12 protein-coding genes are annotated in these 12,356 nt (G+C 70.9%); 9 read left to right on the forward strand and 3 right to left on the reverse strand.

Annotated features, from left to right (window positions below; genetic code table 11):
- Window positions 1-67: 67 nt before the first annotated feature.
- From ureC to ACSSVZ_RS04035, 5 genes are all read left to right on the forward strand, one after another.
- Window positions 68-1,777, forward strand: a complete 1,710-nt coding sequence (gene ureC / locus ACSSVZ_RS04015) for an urease subunit alpha (RefSeq protein ID WP_453968436.1) — start codon at window positions 68-70, stop codon at window positions 1,775-1,777.
- 240 nt (window positions 1,778-2,017) lie between these two features.
- Window positions 2,018-2,683 (forward strand): urease accessory protein UreE, encoded by a 666-nt coding sequence (locus ACSSVZ_RS04020; RefSeq protein WP_453968437.1) that lies wholly within the window; start codon window positions 2,018-2,020, stop codon window positions 2,681-2,683.
- Window positions 2,673-3,608: an urease accessory protein UreF gene (locus tag ACSSVZ_RS04025; RefSeq protein ID WP_453968438.1), complete on the forward strand. Its 936-nt coding sequence runs from the start codon at window positions 2,673-2,675 to the stop codon at window positions 3,606-3,608. Before ACSSVZ_RS04020 ends, ACSSVZ_RS04025 begins: the two co-directional genes overlap by 11 nt.
- Window positions 3,605-4,234, forward strand: a complete 630-nt coding sequence (gene ureG, locus ACSSVZ_RS04030; RefSeq protein WP_453968439.1) for an urease accessory protein UreG — start codon at window positions 3,605-3,607, stop codon at window positions 4,232-4,234. The genes ACSSVZ_RS04025 and ureG overlap by 4 nt, the downstream gene beginning before the upstream one ends.
- Before the next feature lie 84 nt (window positions 4,235-4,318).
- Window positions 4,319-4,861 (forward strand): methylated-DNA--[protein]-cysteine S-methyltransferase, encoded by a 543-nt coding sequence (locus ACSSVZ_RS04035; protein WP_453968440.1) that lies wholly within the window; start codon window positions 4,319-4,321, stop codon window positions 4,859-4,861.
- Window positions 4,862-4,871: 10 nt separating this feature from the next.
- Here the strand turns inward: ACSSVZ_RS04035 and ACSSVZ_RS04040 are convergent, their stop codons facing one another.
- Window positions 4,872-5,666, reverse strand: a complete 795-nt coding sequence (locus tag ACSSVZ_RS04040; protein WP_453968441.1) for a siderophore-interacting protein — start codon at window positions 5,664-5,666, stop codon at window positions 4,872-4,874.
- 241 nt (window positions 5,667-5,907) lie between these two features.
- Between ACSSVZ_RS04040 and ACSSVZ_RS04045 the strand changes: the two genes are divergently transcribed.
- From ACSSVZ_RS04045 to ACSSVZ_RS04060, 4 genes are all read left to right on the forward strand, one after another.
- The gene (locus ACSSVZ_RS04045; RefSeq protein ID WP_453968442.1) at window positions 5,908-6,897 is read left to right on the forward strand and encodes a DODA-type extradiol aromatic ring-opening family dioxygenase; all 990 of its coding nucleotides are present in this window, start codon (window positions 5,908-5,910) and stop codon (window positions 6,895-6,897) included.
- 123 nt (window positions 6,898-7,020) lie between these two features.
- Window positions 7,021-8,751, forward strand: a complete 1,731-nt coding sequence (locus tag ACSSVZ_RS04050; protein WP_453968443.1) for a thiamine pyrophosphate-requiring protein — start codon at window positions 7,021-7,023, stop codon at window positions 8,749-8,751.
- A 5-nt stretch (window positions 8,752-8,756) separates the two neighbouring features.
- Window positions 8,757-9,644, forward strand: a complete 888-nt coding sequence (locus tag ACSSVZ_RS04055; protein WP_453968444.1) for an amidohydrolase family protein — start codon at window positions 8,757-8,759, stop codon at window positions 9,642-9,644.
- A gap of 78 nt (window positions 9,645-9,722) precedes the next feature.
- Entirely contained in the window at window positions 9,723-10,406 is a 684-nt protein-coding gene (locus ACSSVZ_RS04060) for a dienelactone hydrolase family protein (protein ID WP_453968446.1), read from the forward strand.
- Window positions 10,407-10,461: 55 nt separating this feature from the next.
- On the opposite strand, the gene ACSSVZ_RS04065 is transcribed toward ACSSVZ_RS04060, so the two are convergent.
- Together ACSSVZ_RS04065 and ACSSVZ_RS04070 are read right to left on the reverse strand one after the other, a co-directional pair.
- Complete coding sequence (locus ACSSVZ_RS04065) at window positions 10,462-11,094, reverse strand: class I SAM-dependent methyltransferase (protein ID WP_453968447.1); 633 nt, start codon at window positions 11,092-11,094, stop codon at window positions 10,462-10,464.
- A complete protein-coding gene (locus tag ACSSVZ_RS04070; RefSeq protein WP_453968448.1) occupies window positions 11,091-12,329 on the reverse strand; it encodes a LysR family transcriptional regulator in 1,239 nt (412 codons plus the stop codon). Before ACSSVZ_RS04070 ends, ACSSVZ_RS04065 begins: the two co-directional genes overlap by 4 nt.
- Between the last annotated feature and the right edge of the window lie 27 nt (window positions 12,330-12,356).

The raw sequence follows: 12,356 nt of genomic DNA on the forward strand, positions 1-12,356 counted from the left end.
GCCCAGCCGCCCCGCCTTTCCTGACGCCGACGCGAAGCGACGACCGCCCTTCCACCGGAGACCGACCATGCCCGCCAAGATCTCCCGCAGGACCTACGCCGACATGTTCGGCCCGACCGTCGGCGACAAGGTGCGGCTCGCCGACACGGAGCTGTTCATCGAGGTGGAGGCCGACCACACCAGCTACGGCGAGGAGGTGAAGTTCGGCGGCGGCAAGGTGATCCGCGATGGCATGGGCCAGTCGCAGCGCACCCGCCACGAGGGTGCCGTCGACACCGTCATCACCAACGCGCTGATCGTCGACCACTGGGGGATCGTCAAGGCCGACGTCGGCCTGAAGGACGGCACCATCGTCGCCATCGGCAAGGCCGGCAACCCGGACGTCCAGCCGGGCGTCGACATCGTCGTCGGGCCCGGCACCGAGGTGATCGCCGGCGAGGGCAAGATCCTCACCGCCGGCGGCTTCGACGCCCACATCCACTTCATCTGCCCGCAGCAGATCGACGAGGCGCTCAACTCCGGCGTCACCACCATGCTGGGCGGCGGCACCGGCCCGGCCCACGGCACGCTGGCCACCACCTGCACGCCGGGGCCCTGGCACATCGGCCGGATGATCCAGGCGGCCGACGGGCTGCCGATGAACATCGGCTTTTCCGGCAAAGGCAACGCCTCGAAGCCGGCGGCGCTGGAGGAGATGATCAAGCACGGCGCCTGCGCGCTGAAGCTGCACGAGGACTGGGGCACCACGCCGGCGGCGATCGACTGCTGCCTGTCGGTGGCGGACGAGTTCGACGTGCAGGTGATGATCCACTCCGACACGCTGAACGAGGGCGGCTTCGTGGAGAGCACCATCGCGGCGCTGAAGGGCCGCACCATCCACGCCTTCCACACCGAAGGCGCCGGCGGCGGCCATGCGCCGGACATCATGAAGGTGTGCGGGCTGCCCAACGTCATCCCGTCGTCGACCAACCCGACGCTGCCCTACACCCGCAACACCGTCGACGAGCACCTCGACATGCTGATGGTCTGCCATCACCTGTCGCCGGCGATCCCGGAGGACCTGGCGTTCGCCGAAAGCCGCATCCGCAAGGAGACCATTGCGGCCGAGGACATCCTCCACGACCTCGGCGCGTTCTCCATCGTCTCGTCGGACAGCCAGGCGATGGGGCGGGTCGGCGAGGTGATCATCCGCACCTGGCAGGTCGCCCACAAGATGAAGGTGCAGCGCGGCCGGCTGGCCGAGGAGACCGGCGAGAACGACAACGTCCGGGTGAAGCGCTACATCGCCAAGTACACCATCAACCCGGCGATCGCCCAGGGGATGAGCGCCCACGTCGGCTCCATCGAGACCGGCAAGCGCGCCGACCTGGTGCTGTGGGACCCGGCCTTCTTCGGCGTGAAGCCCGAGATGGTGCTGCTGGGCGGCATGATCGCGGCGGCGCCGATGGGCGATCCGAACGGCTCGATCCCGACGCCGCAGCCGGTGCACGCCCAGGCGATGTTCGGCCAGTACGGCCGGGCGCTGGCGGCGACCTCGGTGACCTTCGTCTCCAAGGCCGCGCACGAAGCGGGGCTCGGCAAGATGCTGGGCGTCCACAAGACGCTGCTGCCGGTGGAGCACACCCGCACCGTCACCAAGGCGTCGATGGTCCACAATTCCGCGACGCCCACGATCGAGATCGACCCGGAGACCTACGAGGTGCGCGCCGACGGCGAGATCCTCACCGCCCCGCCGCTCGACGTGCTGCCCATGGCGCAGCGGTATTTTCTGTTTTGAGGCCATGCGCAGCCCGGAAAACAAGACCTCCGCTCATTCCCGCGAAAGCGGGAATCCATGGGGAGTTGGAGGGGACAGGCAGCATTGCGGCCATGAAGACGGTCGACATGGCCGGGGAGTCGGTATGCCGCAGCAGTGCCCAGCCGCGCCCGCCCTATGGATTCCCGCTTTCGCGGGAATGAGCGGAGTGGGTGGGTTCTCCGCGGGCAAACCGCGGCAGGGCCAACCGGGATTGTTCCCATGCTGACCGCAACCACCGTTCTCGCCGCCGGCAGCTACGGCGCGCCCGCCGACACCGTGACCCTCGACTTCGACGGGCGGCACCGGCGGCGGATCGCGCTTGCCGGCGACGGCGGGCTGGCGTTCCTGCTCGACCTTGCCAAGGCCACCGCGCTGCAGGCGGGCGACGGGCTGCTGCTGGACGACGGACGGATCGTCCGGGTCGAGGCCGCGCCGGAGCCGCTGACCGAGGTGACCGCCGCCGATCCGCACCACCTGCTGCGGCTCGCCTGGCACCTGGGCAACCGGCACCTGCCGGCGATGATCGAGGCCGGCCGCATCCTCATCCGCCGCGACCACGTGATCTCCGAGATGGTGCGCGGGCTGGGCGGCCGGGCGCGCGACATCGAGGCGCCGTTCGATCCCGAGGGCGGGGCCTACGGCGGCTCGGCGGGCGGCCATGGCCATTCCCACGCCGAGACTCATGGCCATGCGCATGGGGACGCGCACGGCCACAGTCACGCCGAGGCGCACGCAGAAGCCCGCGGCAGCCACACGCACGCCCATGCGACCAGCCACGGCCCTGCGCAGGCGGGCAGCGCACACACTCAATCCCATTCCCACTCCCATTCCCATAGCCACGGCCACTCCCACAGCCATGCCGACGGCGAGCCCGATGACCACTGACGCGGGCGGCCTCTACCGGCTGATGGCCTGGCTGTCGCCGTCCTATCCCGTCGGGGCGTTCACGCTCTCCCACGGGCTGGAATGGGCGGTGGAGGACGGCACCGTCGCGAACGCCGATGGGCTTGCCGCCTGGGTCGGCGACGTGCTCGTCCACGGCGCCGGGCGGCAGGACGCCATCCTGCTGGCGGCGGCCTACCGGGCGCGGACGGAGGACATTGGCCGCGCGGGTGTGGCCTCAGGTTCGGCTTCCTCTGAAGGCGTAGAAGGGGGTGCGGAGCTTCCGCAATCTCCCGCTCATTCCCGCGAAAGCGGGAATCCAGGGCCCCGCGGCAAGGGCCCGAGTAACCCGCCCTGGATTCCCGCCTTCGCGGGAATGAGCGGAGTGAAGGGTGAGGCCGAGCAGACCGCCTCTGCTCCGGTCGGTGAGGCAGGGCGCGCGGCGAACCGGCATCTTGCGGGAGGCCAGACGCCGGGCGTGGACGCCCCCTCCCTCGCCGCCATCGTCGAGCTGGCGGCGGCGCTGAACCCGTCGCGCGAGCGGCGGGTGGAGACGCTGTCCCAAGGCGAGGCGTTCCGCAAGATCACCGGCGACGTCTGGGCCTCGCCCGTTCCCTGGCCGGACGGGCCGCTCGCCTATCCGGTGGCGGTGGCGATCGCGGCCGCCGACCACGGCGTCGCCCTCGACGCGACGCTGACGGCCTACCTACACGCATTCGCCGCCAACATCGTCTCGGCCGGCGTGCGGCTGGTGCCGCTCGGCCAGACCGACGGCCAGGCGACCATCGCCCGGCTGGAGCCGGCGATCGCCCGCATCGCCGACGCGGCGGCCCACTCCACCCTCGACGATCTCGGCGGCTCAGCGCTGCTCGCCGACATCGCCTCCATGCGCCACGAGACCCAGTACACGAGGCTGTTCCGCACATGACCCCCTCCCCCAACGGACCCCTGCGGGTCGGCATCGGCGGCCCGGTCGGGTCCGGCAAGACGGCGCTGATGGAGGCGCTCTGCAAGGCGATGCGCGACCGCTATGACATCGCCGCCATCACCAACGACATCTACACCAAGGAAGACGCGCTGATCCTGACGCGCGCCGAGGCGCTGCCGATCGAGCGGATCATGGGGGTGGAGACCGGCGGCTGCCCGCACACGGCGATCCGCGAGGACGCCTCGATCAACCTCGCCGCCATCGCGGAGATGCGCGAGCGCTTTCCGGCGCTGGACGTGGTGCTGATCGAATCGGGCGGCGACAACCTGGCGGCGACGTTCTCGCCGGAGCTGGCCGATTTGACGATCTACGTCATCGACGTGTCGGCCGGCGAGAAGATCCCGCGCAAGGGCGGGCCGGGCATCACCCGCTCCGACCTGCTGGTCATCAACAAGATCGACCTCGCCGACATGGTGGGCGCGTCGCTGGAGGTCATGGACGCCGACACCAAGCGGATGCGCGGCGACCGGCCCTACGTCTTCACCAACATGAAGACCCGGCACGGCCTGGAGACCATCCTGGCGTTCCTGGTGGAGAAAGGCGGGCTGGCGCCGTCGAAGGCATGAGGGGCTGAGCGGCGTCCGAAATCGGGTGGATCGGCGGCCGGCGCTGCGCCACACTCGGCCGAGCCCCACCGACGAGCCACCAAGATGCCGGACCCGATTCACGCCACCGTCTTCGACACGCCGCTCGGACCCTGCGGTCTGGCCTGGGGACCCGCAGGCATCGTGCGCGCCGGCCTGCCGGAGGCGAGCGAGGCTGCCGCCTGGACCCGGCTGACCCGCGGGCTCGACGACGTCGTGCGGGTGGACCTGCCGGAGTCCCTGCGACCGCTCGCCGATGCGATCCGGGCGCTGATGGCAGGCGAGGATGCGGACCTGTCGGCGGCCGACCTCGACATGACGGCGGTCTCGGACTTCGAGCGGTCGGTCTACGCGATCTGCCGGGCGATCCCGCGCGGCAAGGCGCTCACCTACGGCGACGTGGCCTACCGGCTCGGCGACGTCTCGCTGTCGCGCGCGGTGGGCGTGGCGCTCGGCCGCAACCCGTTCCCGCCGATCGTGCCCTGCCACCGGGTGCTCGGCGCCGACGGCAGGATGATCGGCTTCTCGGCCACCGGCGGCATCGCGCTGAAGCGCCGACTGCTGGCCATGGAAGGCGCGATCCAGGAGCAGCCGGACCTGTTCGGCTGAGCGGGCTCGCTCAGTCGCGGATGTGGTCGTGGCCGCCGATCCGGCCGGGGCGCCAGTAGCCTTCCGCCGAGATCTGCTCCTTGGCGAGCCCGCGCTCGATGAGCCGGCGGCGCATCTGGCGGACCTTGCCGGTCTCGCCGATGACGTAGGCGTGGCCGGTGCCGGCCGGCAGCTCGAAGGCTTCCAGACGGTCCAGCAGCTCGGTGTCGTCCTCGGCCTTCGCCGCCGTCCGGTGCACGTAGACGAGGTCGAGGGTGGCGGGGGTGTCGACGGCCTGCTCGTCGGAGGCCTCGCCCACCTCGATGAAGACCTTCGCAGGCGTCCCTTCCGGCATTTCCTCCAGGATATGGAAGAGCGCCGGGATGCAGGTCTCGTCGCCGACGAGCAGATGCCAGTCCGCCTCCGCATCGAACACGGTGGCGCCGCGGGGGCCGCGCGCCAGGAGCACGTCGCCGGGCTTTGCCGACCGCGCCCAGCTGGAACCCGGCGCATCGCCATGCAGCACGAAGTCGATGTCGAGACGGCCGGTGTTGCGGTCGAGGGAGCGGATCGTGTAGTCGCGCCGGCCCCATTCGCCGTCGCCCGGCAGCGGCACCGCCAGCAGCAGCGCCTGACCCGGCTCGTAGGTGAAGTTCTCGATACCGTCGAAGACGAAACTGACGCGGCGCATGCGGGGCGTGACGTCATGGGCCTCGACGACGGTGAGCCGGCGCGTCGGCCCGCTGCCACGGGCAATGACGGCGGGCGTGTCTTCCGGCGACAGGGTGGTGCCGGCGGGCGCCGTGCGGGGGCTGGTGTCGGTCATGGCAGGCTCCTCGAACTCATCTGGCCTTGAACGGCAGGCGCAGGACTTTCCCTATGGCATGAAATCATTTAGACACTTGTTCAACAAACAACGGCCGCCGACGAGGAACGAAGACGGCGGACCAGGGCGTTGCAGCGGACCGCCGGGCGCCCGATACCGGCGCTTCGGACGGGCGGCGCGCCGGGATCCGGAACTGCCCCGCGGCCACCGGGCGACTGACATCCAGGGAGGGATAGCACGCATGGCCGAAATCGTGATGGGCATCGGAGCATCGCACAGCCCGCTCCTGAACAGCCCGCCCGAGGATTATCCCAAGCACGCCGAAATCGACGCATCGGGGCGCAAGCTTCTCGATCAATACGGCCGCCAGGTGACCTATGGCGACCTCCTGGAGAAGGCCGATCCCGGCATCGCCGCGCAGATCGCCCCGGCGGTTCTGGAGACGCGCGCGCAGGCCTGCACCGACGCCATCGACCGTCTCGACCGGGAGATCGCCGCCGCCGACCTGGACGCGCTGATCATCATCGGCGACGACCAGAACGAGCAGTACGGCGAGGAGAACCTGCCCGCGATCCTGATTTACCGCGGCCAGACCATCGTCAACAACCCGCTGTCGATGGGCGCCGATGCGCCCGCCTTCTGGCGCCATGCCCGCTCCCAGTATCACGTGAAGGACGGACCGATCGAATACCCGGTCGCCTACACCCTCGCCGACCACCTGATCAACGCGCTGATGGACGATGCGTTCGACATTTCCCAGGCGAAGACGCTGGCCCGCGCCCACGGCGAGGGCCATGCCTTCGGCTACGTCCACCAGCGGCTGATGACCGAGCGCGTCGTGCCGATCGTGCCGGTGGCGCTGAACACCTATTTCCCGCCCAACCAGCCGCGGCCGCGGCGCTGCTACGCACTCGGCCAGGCCATCGCGCGGGCGGTCCGCAGCTTCGACGGCGACCGGCGCATCGGCATCCTCGGGTCGGGCGGCCTCAGCCATTTCACCGTCGACGAGGAGCTCGACCGGCTGATTCTCAACGCCTGCCGCGCCAAGGATGCCGAGGCGCTGATGTCCATCGACCCGGCCCGCCTGAACTCCGGCACCTCGGAGGTGCGCAACTGGATCACGGTGGCCGGAGCCTGCGAACATCTCGACACCGCGTGGCAGGAATACATCCCCTGCTACCGCTCCGAAGCCGGCACCGGCTGCGGCATGGGGTTTGCGGTGTGGCAATGAGCATTTCACGCAATTCCCGGTTTGGCAGCGGGCCGACGCTGTGTCAGGGTTCCTGATGAACCCGGCGCGCTGGAGCGCCGACGCAAGAGGCCGAACGGCCGAGATCGCGGGAGCAGACGCACGATGAACCAGATCACCCAGACCGCCACCGAGGCATCCGGCGCCGAAATCTTCCTGTCCGCCCTGTCGGCGCGCGGCGTCGACTACGTCTTCGGCAACGCCGGCACCGACTTCGCGCCGATCATCGAGGCGTTCTCCAACGCCGCCGCGTCCGGCCGGACGATGCCGGTACCGGTGACGGTGCCCCACGAGAACGTTGCGATCTGCATGGCTCAGGGCGTCTACCTGACCACCGGCCGGCCCCAGGCGGTGATCCTGCACGTCAACGTCGGCACGGCCAACGCCATCTGCGGGCTGATCAACGCGTCGCGCGAGCGCACGCCGGTGTTCCTGGCGGCCGGACGCACGCCGGTGCTCGAGGACGGCATGCGGGGGGCGCGCAACGCCTTCATCCACTGGGGCCAGGAGATGTTCGACCAGGCCGCCATGGTGCGCGAGTTGGTCAAGTGGGACTACGAGCTGCGCTATCCGGAACAGGCGGCGGCCGCCGTCGACCGGGCGCTGGCGATCGCCATGAGCGAGCCGAAGGGCCCGATCTACATGACGCTGCCGCGCGAGGTGCTGTCGGCCAACGCCAGCGGGCCGGTGCCGACGCCGGCCACCCCGCCCTCGCCGGCGCCCGCGCCCAACGTCCAGGCGCTGGCGGACGCGGGCGCGCTGCTGTCGCAGGCGAAGCGGCCGCTGCTGGTCTGCGCCAGCCTCGGCAAGACCGCCGAAGAGGTCGCCGCCCTCACCGCCTTCGCCGAGGCCCAGGGCATCGGCGTCGTCGCCTACCGGCCGCGCTACATGGCGCTGGCGAGCACCCATCCGAGCCACCTCGGCTACGACGTGACGCCCCACATCGGCGACGCCGACCTGGTCATCGTGGCCGAATGCGACGTGCCGTGGATCCCCTCGCACCACACCCTCGCCGACGACGCCAAGGTGCTGCACCTCGGCGTCGATCCGCTGTTCGCGAACTACCCGATGCGCACCTTCCCGGTCACCGCGTCCGTCGCCGGCGACGCCGTGTCGATCCTGCAGGCGCTCGCCACCGCACCGGCGGCCGACGACGTGCTGGCGGCCCGCCGCTCCTGGCTCGAGGCGAAGCAGGAGAAGAAGCGCGCGGCGCTGGCGGCCAACCCGCCGAAGGGTGGCGCCGGCCCCTCGTCCAACGCCTGGCTCGCCAAGTGCCTGGCCGACGTGCAGCGGCCGAGCGACGCCTTCATCCTGGAGACGCCGTTCCCGATCGTGCACATGACCTTCTCCGAGCCCGGCACCTATTTCTCGACGCCGTCGGCGGGCGGGCTCGGCTGGGGCCTCGGAACCTCGCTGGGGGTGAAGCTGGGCGCGCCGGAGCGCCGGGTGATCGCCGTCGTCGGCGACGGCAGCTACATGTTCGGCAACCCGACGCCGGCGCACATGATGTCGCGCTCGATGGACATCCCGACGCTGACGGTGATCATCAACAACGGCATGTGGGCGGCGGTGCGCCGGGCGACGCTGGGCGTCTACCCCGACGGCGCGGCGGCGCACAGCAACCATGCGCCACTGACCTATCTGGAACCCACCCCCGACTACGAAAAGATCGTAGAAGCCTCGGGTGGCTACGGCGAAAAGGTCGAGCACGCCGACGATCTGCCGGCGGCGCTCGCCCGCGCCCTGCACGCCGTCGAGCACGAGCGCCGTCCGGCGGTGCTCAACGTGCTGACGGAATATTCGGACGACCAGGCGAAACGCGACGCAAGGACCTGAACGAGATGGACGTGGACACCAAACCGGCAGCGGGCGGACTTCCCTACGACACCAACCCGAAGACCCCCGAGACCAAGCTGCCGGCGGGCGCCTGCGACGCCCATTGCCACGTCTTCGGGCCCGGCGACGCGTTTCCCTACGCGCCGGGCCGCACCTACACCCCCGTCGACGCCGGCAAGGAGACGCTGTTCGCGCTCCACAGGCACCTGGGCATCGAGCGGTCGGTGATCGTGCAGGCGAGCTGCCACGGCCGCGACAACACCGCCATGCTCGATGCCATCGCCGCCGGCGGCGGCCGCTACAAGGGCATCGCCATGGTCGACCCGGACGTCTCGGCGGACGAGCTGAAGCGGCTCGACGACGGCGGCATCAAGGGCGTCCGGTTCAACTTCGTCAGCCACCTGGGCGCCGACGCCGACATCGACGGCGTGCTCAGGGTGGTCGACAAGATCGCCCCGCTCGGCTGGCACCTGGTGGTGCACTTCGAGGCCGACCGGCTGGAGACGCTGGCGCCGGTCCTGAAGCGCATCCCGCTGACCATGGTCATCGACCACATGGGCCGGGTGGACGCCAGCCGGGGCCTGGACCAGCCGGCCTTCCGGCTGCTGCAGGAGCTGATGGAGGACACGCGCTTCTGGGTGAAGGTGTCGGGCTGCGAGCGGGTGTCGCGCGCCGGCCCGCCGTTCCACGACGCGGTGCCGTTCGCCCGGAGCCTCGTCGAGGCGTTCCCGGACCGGGCGCTGTGGGGCACCGACTTCCCCCATCCGAACATCAAGCGCTTCATGCCCAACGACGGCGAACTGGTCGACCTGCTGCCGCTGATCGCGCCGACGCCGGCGCTGATGCAGGGACTGCTCGTCGACAACCCGACGAGGCTCTACTTTACCGACTGAGGGCGACCGCTCCCGGATCGACGATCCGACACCGGGGGCCATGCGCCTCCCGCCATCCGACAGACAGGAAAGCGAACCATGGGCGAACACATCACCCTGACCGCCAGCGACGGACACACCCTGGGCGCCTACCTCGCCACGCCGGCAGAGGGGCCCGTCAAGGGCGGCGTCGTCGTCGTGCAGGAGATCTTCGGCGTCAACGCGCACATCCGCGAGGTCTGCGACTGGTTTGCCGAGGCCGGCTACGAGGCGCTGGCGCCGGCGCTGTTCGACCGCCAGCAGCCGGGCTTTGAATCCGGCTACAGCGAGGAGGAGATCAAGACCGCGCGCGGCTTCATCGCCAATCCGGACTTCGATGCCTTCATGCGCGACACCGAGGCGGCCAAGGACCATCTCGGCGCGCGCGGGCCGGTCGCCGTGGTGGGCTACTGCCTCGGCGGCTCCATCGCGTTCGCCGCCGCCGTCCGCTGGCACGGCCTGGCCGCCGCCGTCGGCTACTATGGCGGCATGGTGGTGAAGATGGCCGACCAGACGCCGCACTGCCCGACGATGCTGCACTTCGGCGAGACCGACCACACGATCCCGATGGCGGACGTGGAGGAGGTGCGGAGCAAGCGGCCGGACGTGGAGATCTACACCTATCCGGCCGGCCACGGCTTCAACTGCGACCACCGCGCGTCGTTCGACGCGGACTCCGCCCGGATCGCCGGCGAGCGCACGCTGGCCTTCCTGGACAAGCACATGGGCGAATACCAGGTCTGAGAGCCGCTCCCGGCGCGCTGGCTGCCCGGCGCCGGGTCCGCGGGCCCGGCGCGCCTCATCCCGTCGGCACGCCCTCCTTCGCGGCGAGCAGGATCGTGTGGAAACCGCAGGCGGGGTCCTCGGCGACGAAGTCCGTCACGGCGATGTCGAGCACTCCCAGCGCGGCCCTGTACTCGGCGGGCGACAGGCTGGCGTGGTAGACGCGGTCGTCGCCGACCCGGCCGGCCACCTCGCCGTCGCCCGGCCCCACCGTCAGCATCAGCGGCGCCCCGCCGGGGTTCAGATGCGCCGCCAGCCGCGGCAGCACCGCGCGTTGGTCGTCCCGGGTGAGGTGGAAGAAGCTGTCCCAGCCGACGATGCCGTCGAACCGCTCGCCAAGCGCGAGGCTCCGCATGTCGCCGATCCGCCAGTCGCCGTCGGGCCTCCGGGTGCGGGCGAGCGCGATCATCGCATGCGACGCGTCGACGCCGGTCACCCGGAAGCCGCGATCCATGAAGAAGTGGGCGATCGGATCGCCTGCGCCGCAGCCGAGATCGAGGATCGTCGCGCCCGGGGCAAGGCCGTCGAGGAAGCGCTCGAGCCAGACCCGCTCGACCAGGCCCTTCGCGCGCTCGGCATCGAACCGCGCGGCGTTGCGCTCGTAGACGGCCTGCGTCCGGCGGGCGAGCGCGGCCAGATCGTCGCTCACCGGCGTTCCGCCGTCGCCAGGCCCGATCCCTCCTCCGCCACCGCGCGGCGAAGTTCGGCCAGGAAGTCGGCCTGCAGCGTGGTGGGCTGCCAGCCGGCGCGGGTGGTGAGGCCGATCGGCCGGGCGGTGTCCTCCAGCTCGAAGTTGAGGACCGTCAGGAACCCCGCCTCCTCCTCGAACAGGATCTGCCGGCGCGACAGGATGGTCAGCCGGTTGGACTGCATCAGGATGCCGCGCAGCGCCACCAGCGAGCCGGTCTCGACGATGCCGACGGACGGCCGGTCGGCATCGAAACGCGCGGCGAGCCGGTCGAACATCGCCCGGCTGGGGGTGCCCGGGCGCGGCAGCACCCACGGATAGCGGCCGAGCGCCGCCGCGCTGACGCGCGCGCGGGCGAGCGGATGGCCAGCACGGGCGACGATCGACAGGTCGTCGGTGAACAGCGCCTCCTGGGCGAGGTCGGGCTGGGCGAGATCCTCGCGCAACGCCCCCACCAGCACGTCGACCCTGCCATTGGCGAGATCCTGGATCAGCGTGTCGTAGGGGCCGTCGACGATCTCCACGTCGGCCTCGGGGCGCTTCTCCGTCAGCGCCACCACAGCGGCGGGCACGATGCGCGTGCGCACCAGCGGCAGCGTGCCGATGACGACGCGGCCGTCGAAGGCGCCGGAGAGCTCGCGGATCTCGTCGAAGGCGGCGTCGATCTCCTTGAGCACCAGGGTGGCGTGGCGGGCGAGCAGCCGGCCGGCCGGCGACAGCACCAGATGCCGCCCGCCGCCGTCGAAGAGCGGCACGGCGGCGATCTGCTCCATCTCACGGGCGGCGCGCTGCACCGACGGCTCGGTGAGCCGCAGGCGGCGCGAGGCGGCGGAGAAGCTGCCGGTCTCGGCAAACGCCGCCAGCGCGCGCAGATGGGTCATCGAGGTCTGCGGTTCGGCGAGATCGGCGGCGCGGCTGCCGGATTTGGTCAGCCGCGCGAGCCGGGCGTGGCCGGATTTCAGCAGCCCCAGCGCGCGCTTCGACCGGCGCGCCACCACCTCGCCGCGCGGCGTCGCCACCACCTTCGCGCCGGAGCGCTCCAGCAGCCGTCCGCCGAACAGCCGCTCCAGCCGGGCGAGCGCCTGGGAGGCGGCGGGCTGCGAGATCCCCACCGCGTCGGCGCCGCGCGTCAGCGAGCCAAGCCGGACGGCGGCATCGATCAGCCTGATATGGCGGAGGTTGGGATACTCGCGCATCGCCCCGACGGTCGCTCAGAGGTCATG

Source organism: Amorphus sp. MBR-141, from assembly GCF_053628695.1.

Excerpts from the sequence above, each read along its gene's own strand:
- ACSSVZ_RS04070 (WP_453968448.1), bottom strand. The coding sequence starts at position 12,329 with ATGCGCGAGTATCCCAACCTCCGCCATATCAGGCTGATCGATGCCGCC.
- ACSSVZ_RS04045 (WP_453968442.1), top strand. The coding sequence starts at position 5,908 with ATGGCCGAAATCGTGATGGGCATCGGAGCATCGCACAGCCCGCTCCTG.
- ureC (WP_453968436.1), top strand. The coding sequence starts at position 68 with ATGCCCGCCAAGATCTCCCGCAGGACCTACGCCGACATGTTCGGCCCG.
- ACSSVZ_RS04035 (WP_453968440.1), top strand. The coding sequence starts at position 4,319 with ATGCCGGACCCGATTCACGCCACCGTCTTCGACACGCCGCTCGGACCC.
- ACSSVZ_RS04040 (WP_453968441.1), bottom strand. The coding sequence starts at position 5,666 with ATGACCGACACCAGCCCCCGCACGGCGCCCGCCGGCACCACCCTGTCG.
- ACSSVZ_RS04025 (WP_453968438.1), top strand. The coding sequence starts at position 2,673 with ATGACCACTGACGCGGGCGGCCTCTACCGGCTGATGGCCTGGCTGTCG.
- ACSSVZ_RS04060 (WP_453968446.1), top strand. The coding sequence starts at position 9,723 with ATGGGCGAACACATCACCCTGACCGCCAGCGACGGACACACCCTGGGC.
- ACSSVZ_RS04055 (WP_453968444.1), top strand. The coding sequence starts at position 8,757 with ATGGACGTGGACACCAAACCGGCAGCGGGCGGACTTCCCTACGACACC.
- ACSSVZ_RS04050 (WP_453968443.1), top strand. The coding sequence starts at position 7,021 with ATGAACCAGATCACCCAGACCGCCACCGAGGCATCCGGCGCCGAAATC.
- ureG (WP_453968439.1), top strand. The coding sequence starts at position 3,605 with ATGACCCCCTCCCCCAACGGACCCCTGCGGGTCGGCATCGGCGGCCCG.
- ACSSVZ_RS04020 (WP_453968437.1), top strand. The coding sequence starts at position 2,018 with ATGCTGACCGCAACCACCGTTCTCGCCGCCGGCAGCTACGGCGCGCCC.